Raw genomic sequence first — 17957 nt, 5'->3', positions numbered from 1 at the left:
GTGCTCCTACTCCTCGCCGAGGCCGCCGGCGGAGACCGGCTCGGCCCCCTCGGCCTCGAGCAGCCCGTTCAGGAGGCGCAGGTCGAACAACCCGTCGATCGAGCCGTCCTTCTGCGTACCCGCCTCGAGGCCGTTCTCGACGAGCGTCTCGAACGTCTCGGCGTGCGGGTCGACCGAGAAGGCCACGTGCTCGAGCGCACGGGTGATCACCTCGTCGGCGAGCGGCTTGCCGGTCTCGGCCTCGAGGGCCGCGTTGATGACGTCGGGTGCCTCCTCGGCGTGCTCGTCGAGCCAGGCGACGGATGCCACGTGCCCCTCGAGCAGCGCCTCCACCGTCTCGGGGTGCTCGGCGAGGAACTCCGCCCGTACGAGCAGCACGGTCGTCGGGAAGGCGCCGTCCTCCCAGAGGTCCGCCTCGTCGACGAGCACGTGCGCGCCGGCGTCGACGATCAGGCGCGAGACCCACGGCTCAGGCAGCCAGGCGCCGTCGAGGCCGCCCTGCTGGAAGAGGGTCAGGGTCTGCGCGTTCTCGGTTGGCGTGATGTGCACGTCGCCGCCGCCCGTGGTGTCGGTCTCGTAGCCCTCGTCGGCGAGCCAGGAGCGCAGCGCGACATCCTGCGTGTTGCCGAGCTGCGGCGTCGCGAGCGTGGTGCCCTCGAGGTCGGCTGCCGAGTCGATGCCGTCGCGCACGACGAGGGCGGCGCCACCGGTCGCCGCACCGGCGACGATGTGCGCCGACTGCCCGCCCGACTGGATGAACGTGTTGATCGACGGGTTCGGCCCGATGTAGGTCGCGTCGATGGCGCCCGCCGAGAGCGCCTCGATCGCGGCCGGTCCGGCGTTGAAGACCTGCGTGGTGAGCTTCGTGTCGCCGAGCGCATCGGCGAAGAGGCCCTCCTCGAGGCCCACCAGCGCGGGCGCGTGGGTGACGTTCGCGAAGTACCCGAGGCGCAGCTCCTCGGCAGGCCCGGTCGACGCGGATGCCTCGGCGTCCTCTCCGGCCGCGGCCTGCGGCGCGCAGCCGCTCAGCGTCAGCATGGCGACCGCGACGATCGCCGTGGCCATCATCATGCCGCCCACCAGGCCGAGGCGGGAATTGACGCGGGACGTTGCGGTCATGCTGCTGCTCCTTCGGTGTCGGTGGTCGTGCGGATGATGCCGGCGGAACCGGCGGTCGCCACCTTCAGGTCGTTGACCGGTGCGGTGACGATCCCGGCAGCGAGCGTGGCGCCCGACTGCGGGTCGATGACGAGGAACGCGCCCGCGCGACGGTGCGCGGCGTACTCCTCGACGGGCAGGTCGGCCGCGAGGCGCACGCGCACCTGGCCGATGTCGTTGATCTCGAGGCCGTCTGCGGGCTCGAGTGCGAGCGAGTCGAGGTCGCGGCGCCCGACGATCTCGGGCACGAGGGCCTGCACGGTGGTGGTGCCCGACTTCACGAGCACCCGGGCGCCGGGCCGCAGCGGTCGGTCGCCGAGCCAGAAGAGTGCGGCGTCGAGCTCGCGGCGCGGGATCGGCAATGCACCCGCGGCCACGACGACGGCGCCACGCGCGGCGTCGAGCTGGTCGGCGAGCCGCAACGACACCGACTGGGGGGCGGATGCCGCTTCGAGCTCCCGTGGGCCGGCGTCGATGCCCGTGACGGTCGTGGTCGCGCCGCCGGGGAACACCTGCACCCGGTCGCCGACGCGCACGGTCCCCGACGCGATACGACCCGCGAAGGCGCGGTAGTCGCGGAAGGGCTCGGGGTCGTCGACGTCGTGCGCCACCGCTCCCTGCGGCCGGATGACGAGCTGCACCGGCATCCGGAGTGCCTCGAGCTCGGTCTCGAGCTCGTCGAGCGACGGGAGGGTCTCGAGCAGCTCGAGCAGGCTCGGTCCGTCGTACCAGGGCGTGTTCGCCGAGCGCTCGACGACATTGTCGCCCGCGAGCGCGGAGACGGGGATGACGTGCGCGTCGGGCAGACCGAGCTCGCCCGCGAGCGTGGTGACCTCGTCGGCGACCGACGAGAAGGCGGCCTGCGAGTAGCCGAGCAGGTCGATCTTGTTCACCGCGACGATGACGTGCGGCACGCGCAGCAGCTGCACCACGGCGAGGTGGCGGCGGGTCTGCTCGAGCACGCCGTTGCGCGCGTCGACGAGCACGACGACCGCGTCGGCGGTCGTGGCGCCGGTGACCATGTTGCGGGTGTACTGCACGTGGCCCGGGCAGTCGGCGAGGATGAACGACCTGCGGCCGGTGGCGAAGTAGCGGTAGGCGACGTCGATCGTGATGCCCTGCTCGCGCTCGGCGCGCAGGCCGTCAGTGAGCAGCGCGAAGTCGATCGCACCGGGCTCGCCGCCGAAGCCGCGCTCGGCGGAGGTGCGGGCGACCGACTCGAGCTGGTCCGCGAGGATCGCCTTCGAGTCGTGCAGCAGGCGGCCCACGAGGGTCGACTTGCCGTCGTCGACGGAGCCGGCGGTCGCGAACCGGAAGAGCGTGCGGTCGGTGCTCGTCATCAGAAGTACCCGTCCTTCTTGCGGTCCTCCATGGCGGCCTCGGAGATGCGGTCGTCGGCGCGGGTCGCGCCGCGCTCGGTGAGGGTCGACGTGGCGACCTCGCGCACGACGTCGCCGACGGATGCCGCATCCGACTCGACCGCGCCGGTGCAGCTCATGTCACCCACCGTGCGGTACCGCACCGTGCGGCGCTCGACCGCCTCGTCGGCGCGCGGCGGCGAGACCTCGGAGACCGCGCGCCACATGCCGTCGCGGCGGTACACCTCGCGCTCGTGCGCGTAGTACAGCGGCGGCAGCTCGATGCCCTCTCGCTCGATGTAGCGCCACACGTCGAGCTCGGTCCAGTTCGAGATCGGGAACGCGCGCACGTGCTGGCCGACGGTGTGGCGGCCGTTGTAGAGGTCCCAGAGCTCGGGGCGCTGGTTGCGCGGGTCCCACTGGCCGAACTCGTCGCGGAGGCTGAGGATGCGCTCCTTGGCGCGGGCCTTGTCCTCGTCGCGGCGGGCGCCGCCGAACACGGCGTCGTGCCGGCCGGCGGCGATCGCGTCGAGCAGCGGCAGCGTCTGCAGCGGGTTGCGGGTGCCGTCGGCGCGCTCCCGCAGGCGGCCGTCGTCGAGGTAGTCCTGCACGGCGGCGACCTCGAGCCGGAGGCCCAGGCGCTCGACCGTGCGGTCGCGGAAGTGGATGACCTCGGGGAAGTTGTGGCCGGTGTCGATGTGCAGCACCGGGAACGGCACCCGCGCCGGCCAGAAGGCCTTGGCGGCCAGGTGGAGCACCACCACGGAGTCCTTGCCGCCCGAGAACAGCAGCACCGGCCGCTCGAACTCGGCGACGACCTCGCGGATGATGTGGATCGACTCGGACTCGAGGGTGTCGAGCGCGTCGAGGCCCTTCGCGGGTTGAGGAGACCGCGCAGCGGTCGTCTCGAAACCCGCCTGCGCGGAGTCCGGGTTTCGAGACGGGCGCTGCGCGCCCTCCTCAACCCGCTCGACCTCCGTCTCGCGGTTTCGAGACGCGGCCTGCGGCCGCTCCTCAACCCGCAGATTCGGTTCGCTCATAGGTGCAGCCCGCATTCCGTCTTGGCGAGGCCGGCCCAGCGACCCGACCTCGGGTCCTCGCCCGCGGCGACCGGCTTGGTGCACGGCTCGCAGCCGATCGAGGGGTAGCCGTGCGACATCAGGAGGTTCACGGGCACCTGGTGGGCGCCCGCGTAGTCGAGCAGCTCGTCGAAGGTCCACGCCGCGAGCGGGTTGACCTTCACGAGGCCGTTGCGTTCGTCCCACGTGACGAGCGGCGTGTTCGAGCGGGTCGGCGCCTCCTCGCGGCGCACGCCCGTGAACCACACCTCATAGCCGGAGAGCGCCTGCTGCAGCGGCGCGACCTTGCGGCGGGCGCAGCACAGGCCCGGGTCGCGCGCGAACAGCTCGGCCCCGAACTCCGCGTCCTGCTCGGCCACGGTCTGCTCGGGCAGCACGTCGACGACGCGCACGTCGAGGGCGCGGGCCACCTCGTCGCGCGTCACGTACGTCTCGGTGAAGTGGTACCCCGTGTCGAGGAACAGCACGTCGACGCCGGGCAGCTGCTCGGCGACCACGTGCGGCAGCACGGCGTCGGCCATCGAGCAGGCGATCGCGGCGGCATCCGTCGTGAAGTTCGCCGCCACCCAGGCGACGACCTCGGCAGCGGATGCCTCGTGGTCGGCGAGGTTTCCAAGCAGCTCGTTGCCCGCCGCCGCGAGTGCGCGAAGCTCGTCTGCGCTGCGGCGGGAGCTGCTGGTCGAGGAGCGCGCGTCAGCGCGCGTCTCGAGACCCGACCGCGTCGCAGAGGTCTCGAGACGCGGCTGCGCCGCTCCTCGACCCACATTCCTGGCGCTCATCGCAGTGCCTCCTCGTCGACGCGGTGGGCCCAGTTCGCGAACGTCTCGTCTGCCGCCTCGTCGCGCTGGTCGAGGAAGCGGCGCACGAGCAGCTCGACGTAGTCGGCGAGGCCCTCGGCGGTGACCTTCAGGCCGCGCACGGTGCGGCCGAGGCCGGCCTCGTCGCGGTCCTGCGAGGCGAGCCCGCCGCCGAGGTGGACCTGGAAGCCGGGCGTCTGGCCGCCGTCGCCGTCGGGCAGGAGCTGGCCCTTCAGCCCGATGTCGGCGGTCTGGATGCGCGCGCAGGAGTTGGGGCATCCGTTCACGTGCAGGCTGATGGGCGCAGGAAGGCGGTCCTCGAGGCCGGCGAGGCGCTGCTCGAGCTCGCGCACCGCGTCGGAGGCCGTCTGCTTCGTCTCGACGATCGCGAGCTTGCAGAACTCGATGCCCGTGCACGCGATGGTCGAGCGGCGGAAGAGGCTCGGCCGGGCGGAGAGTCCGAGCTCGTCGAGACCCGCGATGAGCGGCTCGAGCTCGGTCTCATCGACGTCGAGCAGGACGAGCTTCTGGTGCGGCGTGGTGCGCAGGCGCCGGGAGCCGTGCGCCTCGAGCATGTCGGCGAGGCGGGTGAGCATGGTGCCCGAGACGCGCCCGACGAGCGGGGTGACGCCGACGTAGTGGCGGCCGTCGCGCTGGCGGTGCACGCCCACGTGATCGCCGGGGGTCGCGGGGGTGGGCGCCGCGGGCCCGTCGGGCAGCGGCGCGCCGAGGTACTCCGTCTCGAGCACCTCGCGGAACTTCTCGGTGCCCCAGTCGGCGAGCAGGAACTTCAGGCGGGCCTTGTTGCGCAGGCGCCGGTAGCCGTAGTCGCGGAAGATCTGCGCGACGCCGTGCCAGGCCTCGGCGACCTTGTCGGGTGCGACGAACACGCCGAGGCGCTCAGCGAGTCGCGGCGCCGTGGAGAGGCCGCCGCCGACCCAGAGGTCGTATCCCACACCGAGCTCAGGGTGCTCCACCGCGACGAAGGCGACGTCGTTGATCTCGTGCACGACGTCCTGGCTGGGGTGCCCGGTGATCGCGGACTTGAACTTGCGGGGCAGATTGGCGAGCGACTCGTCGCCGATGAACCGGGACGTGATCTCGGCGATCTGCGGGGTCGGGTCGATGAGCTCGTCCGCGGCGATCCCCGCGACCGGCGACCCGAGGATGACACGCGGCACGTCGCCGCACGCCTCGGTGGTGCAGAGCCCCACGGCCTCGAGCCGGCGCCAGATCTCGGGCACGTCCTCGACACGGATCCAGTGCAGCTGGATGTTCTGGCGGTCGGTGAGGTCGGCGGTGTCGCGCCCGAACTCGGTCGAGATCTCGCCGACCACGCGGAGTTGGTCGGTGGTGAGCTGCCCGCCGTCGATGCGCACGCGGAGCATGAAGTACTCGTCCTCGAGCTCGTGCGGCTCGAGGGTGGCGGTCTTGCCGCCGTCGATGCCCGGCTTGCGCTGCGTGTACAGGCCCCACCAGCGGAACCGGCCGTGAAGGTCGGTCGGGTCGATGCTCTGGAAGCCGCCGGTCGCGTAGATCGACTCGATGCGCTCGCGAACGGCGAGGCCGCCGTCCTCCTGCTTCCACTGCTCGTTGGCGTTCAGCGGCTCGGTGCCGTCCACCTTCCACTGGCCGTGCGGTCGCGAGGCCGGGCGGGTGGGCCGGTCGCCGCGGGCCGGTGCCGGTCGGGCGCCGCCCTCCGGTCGGGCGGGCCGCTCGGCGCGAGCCGGGCGTGCGGGCGTGGCATCCGTCGTCGTCGGGGTGGTCACTGGCTGCCTCCTCTCCTCGGCCGGCGCCGGGTGCGCGTTGTTCCGTGTTCGGTCGAAGCTAGGCGAGGTCGGCCGTTGCCGACAGGCGGCGTGTCACGCCCGGTCACGCCGTGTCGCATTGCGTCACACAAGGTCGTGTTTCGCCATCAGGGGTTGCGCACCGGCGTGAGGCGGTACCGCGGTCGAGAATCGGCGAACGGATGGCCCACCGGGCTCAGGCGAGGTTGCCGGATGCCGCGTCGTACCGGTCGAGCACGACGGCGACGAGTTCGGGCGGAGCGGCCTCGCCGGGCACGAGCAGCGGTCGCGCCGTCACGTCCGCGCCGGCCGCCCGCGCGAGGTCGTCGAAGTAGCCCGGCGCGAGCAGGTAGTTCGCGACGATCACGCGACCGCCGCCGCTGCCGCGTCGCTCGTGGCTGGCCGCGGCGACCGCGGCGGGCAGGCGCGGCTCCGCGGCCGCGAGGAACCCGAGCGACACGTCGCGTGCGGATGCGACGGCGAGCCGTGCCGCCATGTCGCGGCAGTCGTCGACCGCACGTCGGTCGCTCGATCCGGCGACCGCGAGCACGATCCGGTCGTCGTCACCCAGGCCGGCCTCGCGTAACCGCCGCAGCAGCACGGTCGTGAGCCGGTCATCGGGCCCGAGGGCGCCTGCGAGCACGACGGGCCGGGCCGTCCGCTCGGTCTCCGCCTCGACCGCCTCGGTGAGGTCGACGTACACGTGGTACCCGGCCGAGAGGAGCAGGGGCACGACGACCGCGGGCTGATCCGGCTCGAGCGAGGCGAGCGTCGTGGGCACGTCGGGCTGCTCGACGTCGACGTGTCCGAGCCGCACCGACGGCGTGGCATCCGGATGCAGCTTCGCCACCGCCGTAACCACCGCGTCATGCAGCCCGCGCACCGCACGGCGCCCCTCGGGCGACGAGGTGCCGTGCGAGATGCCCACGAGTGCGGGCAGCCGTGCGCTCATGCGCCCATCGTCGCAAACGACGAGGGCACGTCGCATCCGTGCGACGCCACGTGACCCCGCGGCGGGAGGCGAGGGAGGCATTGCCGGTACCCCGTTCGCGAGGGCCTCCCGGATCGGCGCGAATGGGTGTTGGCTGGCAGCGAAGGGCCGCGACCGCACAGGGCCCGGAGGGGAGCCACCGATGGAGTACGCACGACTCGGCCGGACGGGCCTGAAGCTGAGCCGCATCGCGCTCGGCTGTATGAGCTACGGCGACCCCGGCAGAGGTCTGCACCAATGGACGCTCGACGAGGACGCGGCGCAGCCGTTCTTCCGCCAGGCCGTGGAGCTCGGCGTCACGTTCTGGGACACCGCGAACGTGTACCAGCTGGGCAGCTCGGAGGAGTTCGTCGGCCGCGCGATCGAGCGGTACTCCCGGCGCGAGGACATCGTGCTCGCCACGAAGGTCTCCGGCCGCATGCACGACGGACCCGGCGGGGCCGGCCTGTCGAGGAAGGCGATCATGGAGCAGGTCGACGCCTCCCTCGCCCGCCTGGGGACCGACTACATCGACCTCTACCTGATCCACCGCTTCGATCCCGAGACCCCGGTCGAGGAGACGATGGAGGCGCTGCACGACCTCGTGAAGGCCGGCAAGGTGCGCTACCTCGGCGCCTCGTCCATGCACGCGTGGGAGTTCGCGAAGCTCCAGACCGCGGCCGCGGTGCACGGCTGGACGCCGTTCGTCGCGATGCAGGACCAGGTCAACCTCCTCAAGCGCGAGGAGGAGCGCGAGATGCTGCCCATGTGCGAGGACATGGGCGTCGGCGTCATCCCGTACTCGCCACAGGCCAAGGGCAGGCTCACGCGTCCGTGGGGCGAGCAGACCGGCCGCTCATCGGTGGATGCGGTCGCGAAGGCCTTCGACTCGCCCGCCGACGAGCCCATCGTCGACGCCGTGCAGCGCGTCGCGGAGGCACGCGGGGTCACCATGGCGCAGGTCGCCCTCGCGTGGGTGCTGGGCAGGCCCGTCGTCACCGCCCCGATCGTAGGTGCGACCAAGCCGCACCACCTCGCGGATGCCGTCGCCGCCCTCGACCTGACCCTCACCGACGACGAGGTGCGAGAGCTCGAGGCGCCCTACGTGCCGCAGGCCCCGTTCTGGTACTGAGCGGCGTATTTCCGGTGCCGTTCGCATCGAGTCACGCGAATCGGCCGCTCCACTCCGCGGCGTGCGGCCGTTCGGCGTGACTCGATGAGACAGGTCTCCCCGAGCGCCCCGATCACGCGGATGCTGCGGGCACCTCGATCGCGCCGAATCCCGCCCGGTCGAGTGCGGGCAGCCCACCCGTGGCGAACGCCGTAACGGCGTCGAGCGTCGCGTCGGCGCCGAGCACGCGGGAGTGGCCCGCACCGTCGGTGAGCACGAGCCGCGAGCGTTCGCCATGCGCGGCGTGCAGGCGAAGCGCCTCGGATGCCGAGACCTCACGGTCGCTGCGGTCGTGCACGACAAGGAGCGGCACGGCGGCGGGGAGCGGATCGGCGACGGCATCGAAGCGCGCGTACGGCTCCTGCACGTCTGGCAGCACCCGCCGTGCGAACTGGCGGGCCAGCACGTCGGCGGTCGCCGCGCCCACGCCGACGCGGGACGCGAACGAGTCCACGAGGAACCGCGCGTCGGCCATGCCGGCGATCGCGACCACACCGCCCGCGGCGGTGCCCTCTCGCACCGCGGTGAGCGCCGCGAGCGCGCCGAACGAGTGCCCGACAATCAGGTGGAACAGGCCGTGCCGGCGCTGCAGTTCCTCGATGGCGGCGAGGTAGTCGCGGATGTCGGTGCGGCGCCCGGCGGAGTCGCCGTTCGCCGGGGCGTCGAAGCCGACGACGCGGTACCCCTCGGCCCGTAGCTCGCGCACGATGGGGCCGAACTGGGAGGCTCGGCCGCGCCAGCCGTGCACCACGAGCACGGTCTCGGCGCCGCGGCCCCACGCGTACGTGACGATCTCGCGGCCGCGGATGGTGATCGTGCCGCGCTCGGCGTGCTCGTGCACGGCGCGGTCGCCGGGTCGCACGGGCAGCGTCGGGCGCACCTGCCGGAACAGCGGCAGCGCGAGCCGGCCCGCGAGCTCGGGGGAGACCCGGTCGGCGGTGCGCAGCATGGCGAGCGGGACGGTGGTGGCGGGGTGCATCTCGGCCTCCATTGGCGATGCCTCGCGGCATCCGATAAGAATACGAACGGTCGTACGTACACTATACGAACGATCGTGCGTATAGTAAAGAGCATGAACCAGATCGACGGTCGACGCGTCCGCGGCGACGCCTCGCGCCGCGTGGTCCTCGAGAGCGCGGCCGACCTCGCGTCGGTCGACGGACTCGACGGGCTCTCGATCGGCCGCCTCGCCACCGCAGCGAGGGTGAGCAAGAGCGGCGTCGCCACGCTGTTCGGCACGAAGGAGCGGCTGCAGCTCGCGACCGTCGAGGCCGCCGCGCAGCGATTCCGTGAGGCCGTCCTCGAGCCGGCGCGTGTCGAGCCGCGCGGCCTCCGTCGCATCGCCCTCCTGCTCGACCTCTGGATCGCGTACTCCCGCGACCGCGTCTTCCCGGGCGGCTGCTTCTTCGCTGCTGCTGCCGCCGACCTCGACGCGAAGACCGGCCCCGTGCACGACGCCGTCGCCCTCGCGTTCGAGAGCTGGGGCGACTACGTGCAGGTCTCACTCGGCTACGCGATCGAGCTCGGCGAGCTCGCCCCCGACGCGGATGCCGCCCAGCTGGCGTTCGAGTTCACGGCGCTCCTCGACGGCGCCAACTCGCGCTCGGTGCTGACCGGGTCGAATGAGCCCTACGTCCGGGCGCGGCGGGCACTGGTCGCACGGCTCGTCGCCGCGGGCGCGGACCCAGAGGCGATCCGGGTGCTCGCCGAGCAAGACGACCTCGGCTGACGCCGATCAGGCCTCGAGCACCAGCGCCAGTGACGTGTCTCCGCACGGCACGACCGCTTCGCCGCCCGGGAGGCTCGCGGCATCCGTGGCCGTGACGGCGTCGCGCAACGGCGTGAGCGCCTCCGCGAGCCCGTCGATGCGCAGCAGTGCGCCGGTGGCCCGCCGCGCGTCGGTCGACGCGACGATGCGTCCCGACGCATTCACGAGCGTGCACGGATGCCCCGCCTCGCGGATCACCGGCAGGAGCACTTGCTCGAGGCGCGCCACGTAGAGGTCGGTGCCCACGAGGCCGGCCATCTCGCCGCCAACGCGCACGGGGGTCGTGATCGTCACCGTGTAGTCGTCGGTGCAGAGGTAGTCGACGTACGGTCCCGTGAGGTGCCGGGTGCCGGTGCGGGCGGGCACGCGCCACCACTCGAGCGTCGTATAGTCGCGGAACTGCTCGGAGTCGGGGTCGCTCACCGCCTCGAGGCGGCGGAGCCTCGGGTCGGGCCCCGCGCCGAACGTGTTCGAACCGCTCAGCCACCAGGCGAGGTGCCAGGGCGCGTCGGCGAGGAATCCGGGTGCCGCGACGAAGCCGGCGCCCGTGATGAGGGCGTCGTCGCGTTCGAGCTCGGGGCTGACGAGCGCGGCCACCACGGGGTCGAGGGTCGAGGCGGTCTGTTCGCCCTCGCCGGTGAGGGCGCCCGCGAACGGTCCTTCGAGCTCGCGCTCGAATGCGTCGCGCCAGCCGTCGATCATGGTGAAGACGGGGTCGATCGTGGAGGCGATGCGCTGCGCGATGTGCTCGGCGTCGACGTCGACGGTGATGGTCATGGCCTCCCTCCTTCCGGTGTTGCGGCCGCGGATGCCTCGTGCGCCTCGACCAGGGACGCCTGCTCGAGGCGCACCTTCTCGTCGATGAGCCACTCCACGGCTGAGGCGATGTGCTGGGTGGTCGCACGACGTGCACGTTCGGGTTGCACCTCGCGGATCGCCTGGATGACCTCGAGTCGAGCCGTGCGGCTGCGGTCACGTGAATCCTGCTCCCTCAGGCATAGCCAGAGCAAGGGCCCGGCCTCGGCCTGCATGCGCAGCTCCTCGTGCACGAGCCGCGGCGACTGGCTGACGGCGGCGATCTCGAGCTGGAAGCGGCCGACCGCGCGCCGCGCTCCGCCCGGGGTGGTGAGGTCGGCGCGGGCGTCGATCTCGACGAGGCTCGCGAGGTCGTCCTCACTCGCCCGGTCGGCGGCGACCTCGGCCGCCGTGCCCGCGATGGCGGCGTAGAGCAGCGAGAGGTCGCGGAGCTCGCTGCGGCTGAGCGCGCGAACGCGCTCGTCGACCATGCGCATCGAGGCGTCGCGGTCGTGGGTCACGAAGCTGCCGCCGTCGCGCCCGCGCCTCGTGTGCACGAGCCCCTTGTTGCGCAGCGCGACGAGCGCTTCACGGGCCGTGACGACCGCGACCCCGAGGCTGCGCGCGAGCTCCGACTCGCTCGGCAGGCGCTCGCCGTCGCGGAGCACCCCGGAGACGATCGCGTCGGTGAGCCGCTGCTCGACGAGCTCGGCGCGACCGGCGCCGTCGAGGGGCGAGAAGACGACCGCGCGCGTCGCGTCGGCGCGGCCAGTGGCCTGCGGCATCCGACCTCCCGGCATCCGATCTCGTCCGACCTCGGAACTGTGACACGACCGTAACACGCAGGGCTGGAAATAGACATCTGGGTCCATATGATTTAGACACGCACATCGAAGGAGACGTCATGACCGACCAGCAGCCGGCCATTCGGCTGGCCGGGCTCACGAAGGAGTTCGGCGCCGTCACCGCCGTCGACCACGTCGATCTCGAGATCGCGGCGGGCGAGTTCTTCTCGATGCTGGGGCCGTCGGGCTCGGGCAAGACCACCGTGCTGCGGCTCATCGCCGGGTTCGAGCAGCCGACGTCGGGCACGATCGAGCTCTTCGGCGAGGACGTCACGAAGCGCGCGCCGTTCGACCGCGACGTGAACACCGTCTTCCAGGACTACGCGCTCTTCCCGCACATGAACGTGCTCGACAACGTGGCCTACGGGCTCCGCGTGCGCGGCATCGGTCGCAAGGAGCGAAACGAACGGGCCATGCGGGCCCTCTCGTCGGTGCGCCTCGAGCAGCTGGCCGGCCGCAAGCCCTCGCAGCTCTCGGGTGGCCAGCGCCAGCGCGTCGCGCTTGCGCGGGCCACCGTCGTGCAGCCGAAGGTGCTCCTGCTCGACGAGCCGCTCGGCGCCCTCGACCTGAAGCTCCGCGAGCAGATGCAGGTCGAGCTGAAGCAGATCCAGCGCGACCTCGGCATCACGTTCATCTTCGTCACCCACGACCAGGAGGAGGCGCTCACGCTCTCCGACCGCATCGCTGTGTTCAACGACGGGCGCATCGAGCAGCTGGGCACCCCGACCGATCTCTACGAGCGGCCCGAGTCGCGCTTCGTGGCCGACTTCGTGGGCACGTCGAACCTCTTCGACGAGGAGCGCTCGCGCAGCATCCTCGGGCGCGATGGCCACCACTCCGTCCGTCCCGAGAAGATGACGGTGACCCGCGACGGCCTCGTCGGCGACGGCGTCCGCAACGTGCCGGGCACGGTCGTCGAGGCCATCTACCTCGGCAGCGGCGTGCGGCTCGTCGTCGACCTCGACGACGGCACGCGCGTGACCGTGCTCGAGCAGAACGTCCGCGACCGCGCGCACGACGACGAACGCGGCGACCGGGTGGTCGTCTCGTGGCACGACGACGACGTCGTGCCCCTCGGCGCCGCCGTGCTCCCTGGGATCTCAGGCTGAGGCATCCGCCCGCCGATCCCCCCACCCAACGACCCGCACCACACTGCATCACACACACACGAACAGGAGAGAACCATGACACGGAATCCGCGCACGGTCCGCCGTGGCGCCACCGTCGGGCTCGCGATCGCCTCGGTCGCATTGCTCACGGCCTGCGGCACGACCCAGGGCGGCGGCTCGGACGGCGGCGAGGCCGCCACTGAGCTCGGCGAGATGGAGGGCCAGGTGTCGCTGCTCGCGTGGCCGGGCTACGTCGAGGACGGCTCGAACGACCCCGCGGTCGACTGGGTCACGCCGTTCGAGGAGGAGACCGGCTGCGAGGTCAGCTCCAAGACCTTCGGCACCTCCGACGAGGCGCTCAACCTCATGAAGACCGGCGACTACGACGTCGTCTCCGCGTCGGGCGACGCCTCGCTCCGCCTCGTCGCCGCCGGCGACGTCGCGCCCGTCAACACCGACCTCATCCCGAGCTACGAGGGCGTCTACGACTTCCTGAAGAACCAGTCGTGGAACTCGGTCGACGGCGTGCCCTACGGGGTGCCCCACGGCTACGGCGCCAACCTCCTGATGTACAGCACGGAGGTCTTCCCGACGGAGCCCACCTCGTGGGAGGTCGTGTTCGAGGGCTCGGGCGACTACGCCGGCAAGGTCACCGCGTACGACTCGCCGATCTACATCGCGGATGCCGCGATGTACCTGATGGCCCACAACCCCGAGCTCGGCATCGAGAACCCCTACGCGCTCGACGAGGAGCAGCTCGCCGCGGCGGTCGACCTGCTGAAGACGCAGCGTGCCAACATCGGCGAGTACTGGTCGGACTACCTGAAGGAGATCCAGGCGTTCACCACCGGCGACAGCGTCGTCGGCACGAGCTGGCAGGTCATCCAGAACGTGCTCGAAGGCGAGGGTGCGGCCACGGCAGTCACCCTCCCCGAGGAAGGCGTGACCGGATGGTCGGACACCTGGATGATCTCGTCCGAGGCGAAGAACCCGAACTGCGCGTACGCGTGGCTCGACTACATCGCGAGCCCCGAGGCGAATGCGGCGGCCACGTCGTACTTCGGCGAGGCGCCGTCGAACGATGCCGCGTGCGACTTCCGCGAGGACTGCGAGGCCTACCACGCCGGTGACGCCGACTACGCGTCGCAGATCTGGTACTGGACGACCCCGATCGCCGAGTGCCTCGACGGCCGCACCGACGTCGAGTGCGTCGACTACGCCGGCTGGACCGAGGCCTGGTCGGAGATCAAGGGCTGACGCCCCGCTATCCCGGGGCGGCCCGGCCCGACGAGCCGCCCCACCCCGTGGGTTGAGGACGCCGCGCGGCGGCCGTCTCGAAACCCGGGAGCCTGTGGAACCGGGCTCCGAGATGCCGCCCGCGGCGGCTCCTCAACCCACCGCCACCCCGCTCGACACGACAGGACACGCATGACGACGCACGCCCCCGCACCGCCCGGAGCGCCCGCGCCCGACCGCGCCCGCGATACCGTGCCACGGCCCCGCCGCACGCCGGCGCGCGCGGCATCCGTCTTCCTGAGCACGCACCCGCGCACGCGGCTCGCGCTGCTGCTCAGCGCTCCTCTGTTCTGGCTGGGCGTCGTCTACATCGTGGCCCTCGTGCTGCTGCTCGTCACGGCGTTCTGGACGGTCGACAGCTTCACGGGCGAGATCAGCCAGGAGTGGACGCTCGACAACATCATCACGGTGCTCACCGGCTCGCTGTACCAGACGGTGACCCTGCGGACGGTAGGGGTCGCCCTGCTCGTCACGCTCATCGACGTGGTCCTCGCGCTGCCCATCGCGTTCTTCATGGCCAAGGTCGCGACGCCCCGGATGCAGCGGATCCTCGTCATCGCGGTGCTCACCCCGCTCTGGGCGAGCTACCTTGTGAAGGCGTACGCGTGGCGCTCGGTGCTCTCGCAGGACGGCATCCTCGAGTGGCTCGTGACGCCGTTCGGGGGACAGACGATCGGGTACGGCCTGCCCGCGACGATCATCACGCTGTCGTACCTGTGGCTTCCCTACGTGATCCTCCCCATCTACGCGGGACTCGAGCGCGTGCCCGACTCGCTCCTCGAGGCCTCCGCCGATCTGGGCGGCCGCACCTGGCCCACCGTCCGGTTCGTGGTCTTCCCGCTTGTGCTGCCCGCGATCATCGCCGGCACGATCTTCAGCTTCTCGCTGTCGCTCGGCGACTACATCACCGTCAACATCGTCGGCGGCGCGAGCCAGATGCTCGGAAACCTCGTGTACACGAACGTCGGCGCGGCGAACAACTTGCCGCTCGCCGCGGCGATCGCGCTCATCCCGATCGTGATCATCTTCGGCTACCTGTTCCTCGTGCGCCGCACCGGCGCCCTCGACAACCTCTAGGGGCGACGGATGCGACTCTCCAGACTCTCCCGGACGACGCTCGGCGTCGTGACCGGGCTGATCCTCTTGGTCGTCTACGTACCGCTGTTCGTCGTGCTCGTGAACTCGTTCTCCACGTCGAAGTCGCTCACTTGGCCGCCGCCGGGCTTCACGCTCGAGTGGTGGACCAGGGCGTTCCAGAGCGCCGGCGCGATGGAGGCCGTGTGGACGAGCGTGCAGATCGCGGTGATCGCGACGATCATCTCGCTCGCGCTCGGCACCCTCATCTCGCTCGCGCTGCAGCGGTTCTCGTTCTTCGGCCGCGACGCGATCAGCCTCCTCATCATCCTGCCGATCGCATTGCCGGGCATCATCACCGGTATCGCGCTGAACAACTTCTTCCGAACGATCATGGGGGTGCCGCTCTCGATATGGACGGTCGTGATAGCGCACGCCACGTTCTGTATCGTCACGGTGTTCAACAACGTGATCGCGCGCCTCCGCCGCCAGGGCACGAACCTCGAGGAGGCGTCGGCCGACCTCGGCGCGGGCGTGTGGACGACGTTCCGGCTCGTGACGTTCCCGCAGTTGAGCTCGGCGCTCCTGGCGGGCGGCCTGCTCGCGTTCGCCCTCAGCTTCGACGAGATCATCGTCACCACGTTCACCGCCGGGTCGGGGGTGACCACGCTGCCGATCTTCATCCTGAACAACATGTTCCGGCCGAACCAGGCGCCGATCGTATCGGTGATCGCGGTGGTGCTGGTGGTCGTGTCGATCATCCCGATCTACATCGCGCAGCGGCTGTCGGGGTCGCAGCAGGAGCGGCGTTGAGGGATGCCGCGGGCGTGTCGGGAGGGCATCCGCAGGAGCACCACCTCTGTCCTGCACAGGGACCGGTCGTGCTTGCCGGCTTCGAGTCGACTTGTCCTCCACAGCCCCGTGGTTCGCGTTTCTATTCACACCCTGATCGGGCATTTTGCGACGGTTCGGATGTCGGTGGTTCGCGTAAGAATGGACCCATGACCGGCACCCGCGACGCACTCGAGCAGCTCCGCTCGACACTCGCCGGCGTGCTCGGGTTCGACGAGGCCTCCGGGTGGTCCGACGACGAGCTGCTCGCCACCCTGCGCGCCCTCGAGGGGCTCGGCCGGCTCGTCGACGCGCACCGCGCCGCCTGCGCGGGCGAGGTCGCCGAACGGTCCCGGGTCGAGCTCGGCGACCAGCGCCTCTCCACCCGCAGGGGGTGCCGCTCCGCCGTCGAACTCGTCGAGCGGGTCACGCAGGTCTCCGCGTTCGAGGCGCGCCGGCGCATCGCCCTCGGGTCCGCCACCCGGGCACGGTCCGGGTTCGGGGAGCCGATCGCGGCGGTGTTCCCGCTGGTCGCGGCGGCGCTGGCCGGAGGTGAGCTGGGCGCGGATGCCGCGGGCACGATCATCCGCGAACTGGACCGCACCCGCACGGTCGCCGACCCGGCCGCGCTTCAGACCGCGGAGCAGGCACTCGTCGCCGAGGCCACCGGCGCCGGTGACGGCACGCCGGTGCGGTGCACCGCCGACGAGGTGCGGGTGCAGGCGCAGGCGTGGTCCACGTTCCTCGACCAAGACGGATCCGAACCCGACGATCAGCGCGCGATGCGCCGCCGCGGGTTCCGGCTCGGTCGAGCCCGGGACGGGCTGATCCCGGTCACCGGGGAGCTGATCCCCGAGGTCGCCGCGAAACTCACCCGGCTGTTCGACGCGCACCTGTCCCCCCGGTCGGGCGGTGGGTTCATGACCGACGAAGAGCGGGCGCAGATCGCCGCGGTCGGTGAGACCCGCACCGCCGACCAGCAACGCCACGACGTCCTCGCCGCCGTCATCGACACCGCCGCCCGCTCCGGGGAGCACCTCACGATCGGCGGCGCCGCACCCACCGTCCTGGTCAGCGTCAGGAACTCCGACCTCGCCGCCGGGCGGGGCGTCGCGCACGCCGATGGCGTCGAGATCCCGATCTCGCTCCGAGCCGCACGCCACATGATCTGCACCGGCGGCACCCAGACGGTCGTGTTCGACGATACCGGCCGCATCCTCGAGCTCGGCTCCCCCGAACGGTGCTTCACCCCGCACCAACGCCGCGCGATCACCCTCCGCGACGGCGGATGCCTGATCCCCGGATGCTCCATCCCCGCCGCCTGGTGCGAGATCCACCACGTCACCCCCCCGCACCAACGCCGCGCGATCACCCTCCGCGACGGCGGATGCCTGATCCCCGGATGCTCCATCCCCGCCGCCTGGTGCGAGATCCACCACGTCACCCCCAACACCCACGGCGGACCCACCCACCCCGACAACGGCGTGCTCCTCTGCTTTTTCCACCACCGCACCATCGACACCTCCGGCTGGGGCATCCGGATGCTCCACGGCGTCCCCCACATCCGCCCACCCGCCTGGCTCGACCCCGGCGGCAACTGGCGCGCCATCACGAAATCACCCACCCGACTCGCCGACCGACACGACCGCCCGACCCAGCCCCGCCAGGGGGCCCGGCTTGACGGGTTTGACGGGGTCGATGGGCAATCGGAAGAGCCCGCAGCATGATCAGCAGCGGCACTCAGGGCGCTCGCATGCACCGATCGCGCAGGGCGCGGCTCGTGCACTGCCCACCGCCGTGGCTCGGGGTCTGTCAGATTAACGGTGGATCTGGGCTGGCGCATGGTTAGTTGATGCGGCCTTCGAAGGTGATCGCGAAGGCGTTGAGCGCGGGCTTCCACCTGGCGGGCTTCCACCTGG

General features: G+C 71.5%; 16 protein-coding genes. 7 read left to right on the top strand and 9 right to left on the bottom strand.

All coding sequences use genetic code 11. The features are described 5' to 3' along the window. Nucleotides 1–6: 6 nt before the first annotated feature. The 6 genes from ASG80_RS12155 to ASG80_RS12130 form a co-directional block, all read right to left on the bottom strand. Nucleotides 7–1119, bottom strand: a complete 1113-nt coding sequence (locus ASG80_RS12155; protein ID WP_082590222.1) for an ABC transporter substrate-binding protein — start codon at nt 1117–1119, stop codon at nt 7–9. Next, nucleotides 1116–2498, bottom strand: coding sequence for a sulfate adenylyltransferase subunit 1 (locus ASG80_RS12150; protein ID WP_082590220.1), 1383 nt, complete (start codon nt 2496–2498; stop codon nt 1116–1118). Before ASG80_RS12150 ends, ASG80_RS12155 begins: the two co-directional genes overlap by 4 nt. Continuing rightward, nucleotides 2498–3556 (bottom strand): sulfate adenylyltransferase subunit CysD, encoded by a 1059-nt coding sequence (cysD, locus tag ASG80_RS12145; protein ID WP_082590218.1) that lies wholly within the window; start codon nt 3554–3556, stop codon nt 2498–2500. The genes ASG80_RS12150 and cysD overlap by 1 nt, the downstream gene beginning before the upstream one ends. After that, the gene (locus tag ASG80_RS12140) at nt 3553–4374 is read right to left on the bottom strand and encodes a phosphoadenylyl-sulfate reductase (protein WP_056731039.1); all 822 of its coding nucleotides are present in this window, start codon (nt 4372–4374) and stop codon (nt 3553–3555) included. The genes cysD and ASG80_RS12140 overlap by 4 nt, the downstream gene beginning before the upstream one ends. After that, nucleotides 4371–6161 (bottom strand): nitrite/sulfite reductase, encoded by a 1791-nt coding sequence (locus tag ASG80_RS12135; RefSeq protein WP_056731037.1) that lies wholly within the window; start codon nt 6159–6161, stop codon nt 4371–4373. Before ASG80_RS12135 ends, ASG80_RS12140 begins: the two co-directional genes overlap by 4 nt. A 214-nt stretch (nt 6162–6375) precedes the next feature. Next, nucleotides 6376–7131, bottom strand: coding sequence for a sirohydrochlorin chelatase (locus ASG80_RS12130; RefSeq protein WP_056731035.1), 756 nt, complete (start codon nt 7129–7131; stop codon nt 6376–6378). 181 nt (nt 7132–7312) lie between these two features. Here ASG80_RS12130 and ASG80_RS12125 point away from each other — a divergent pair, with 181 nt between their 5' ends. After that, complete coding sequence (locus tag ASG80_RS12125; RefSeq protein ID WP_056731033.1) at nt 7313–8281, top strand: aldo/keto reductase; 969 nt, start codon at nt 7313–7315, stop codon at nt 8279–8281. Nucleotides 8282–8393: 112 nt separating this feature from the next. On the opposite strand, the gene ASG80_RS12120 is transcribed toward ASG80_RS12125, so the two are convergent. Continuing rightward, on the bottom strand, nt 8394–9299 hold the full coding sequence (locus tag ASG80_RS12120) for an alpha/beta hydrolase (RefSeq protein WP_162256625.1): 906 nt from the start codon (nt 9297–9299) through the stop codon (nt 8394–8396). Between the two features lie 93 nt (nt 9300–9392). Here ASG80_RS12120 and ASG80_RS12115 point away from each other — a divergent pair, with 93 nt between their 5' ends. Next, nucleotides 9393–10049: a TetR/AcrR family transcriptional regulator gene (locus ASG80_RS12115; protein WP_056731029.1), complete on the top strand. Its 657-nt coding sequence runs from the start codon at nt 9393–9395 to the stop codon at nt 10047–10049. A 6-nt stretch (nt 10050–10055) separates the two neighbouring features. On the opposite strand, the gene ASG80_RS12110 is transcribed toward ASG80_RS12115, so the two are convergent. Further along, entirely contained in the window at nt 10056–10865 is an 810-nt protein-coding gene (locus tag ASG80_RS12110) for a PDC sensor domain-containing protein (protein ID WP_056731027.1), read from the bottom strand. Then, nucleotides 10862–11668, bottom strand: a complete 807-nt coding sequence (locus tag ASG80_RS12105) for a FadR/GntR family transcriptional regulator (protein ID WP_056731025.1) — start codon at nt 11666–11668, stop codon at nt 10862–10864. The genes ASG80_RS12110 and ASG80_RS12105 overlap by 4 nt, the downstream gene beginning before the upstream one ends. Nucleotides 11669–11787: 119 nt before the next feature. Here ASG80_RS12105 and ASG80_RS12100 point away from each other — a divergent pair, with 119 nt between their 5' ends. The 5 genes from ASG80_RS12100 (at nt 11788) to ASG80_RS12080 (ending at nt 17765) form a co-directional block, all read left to right on the top strand. Next, nucleotides 11788–12837 (top strand): ABC transporter ATP-binding protein, encoded by a 1050-nt coding sequence (locus tag ASG80_RS12100; protein WP_056731022.1) that lies wholly within the window; start codon nt 11788–11790, stop codon nt 12835–12837. Between the two features lie 75 nt (nt 12838–12912). Further along, nucleotides 12913–14094: an ABC transporter substrate-binding protein gene (locus ASG80_RS12095; protein WP_056731020.1), complete on the top strand. Its 1182-nt coding sequence runs from the start codon at nt 12913–12915 to the stop codon at nt 14092–14094. A 171-nt stretch (nt 14095–14265) separates the two neighbouring features. Next, nucleotides 14266–15210, top strand: coding sequence for an ABC transporter permease (locus ASG80_RS12090; protein ID WP_082590214.1), 945 nt, complete (start codon nt 14266–14268; stop codon nt 15208–15210). A 9-nt stretch (nt 15211–15219) separates the two neighbouring features. Then, on the top strand, nt 15220–16020 hold the full coding sequence (locus ASG80_RS12085; protein ID WP_056731018.1) for an ABC transporter permease: 801 nt from the start codon (nt 15220–15222) through the stop codon (nt 16018–16020). A gap of 188 nt (nt 16021–16208) precedes the next feature. Continuing rightward, nucleotides 16209–17765, top strand: a complete 1557-nt coding sequence (locus ASG80_RS12080; RefSeq protein WP_056731016.1) for an HNH endonuclease signature motif containing protein — start codon at nt 16209–16211, stop codon at nt 17763–17765. Nucleotides 17766–17957: the final 192 nt, after the last annotated feature.

It is taken from the genome of Agromyces sp. Soil535, assembly GCF_001428255.1.
Classification (GTDB): Bacteria; Actinomycetota; Actinomycetes; order Actinomycetales; family Microbacteriaceae; genus Agromyces.
Note: the sequence above shows the minus strand (reverse complement) of the source record. Positions and strands in the feature narration are given on the sequence as shown.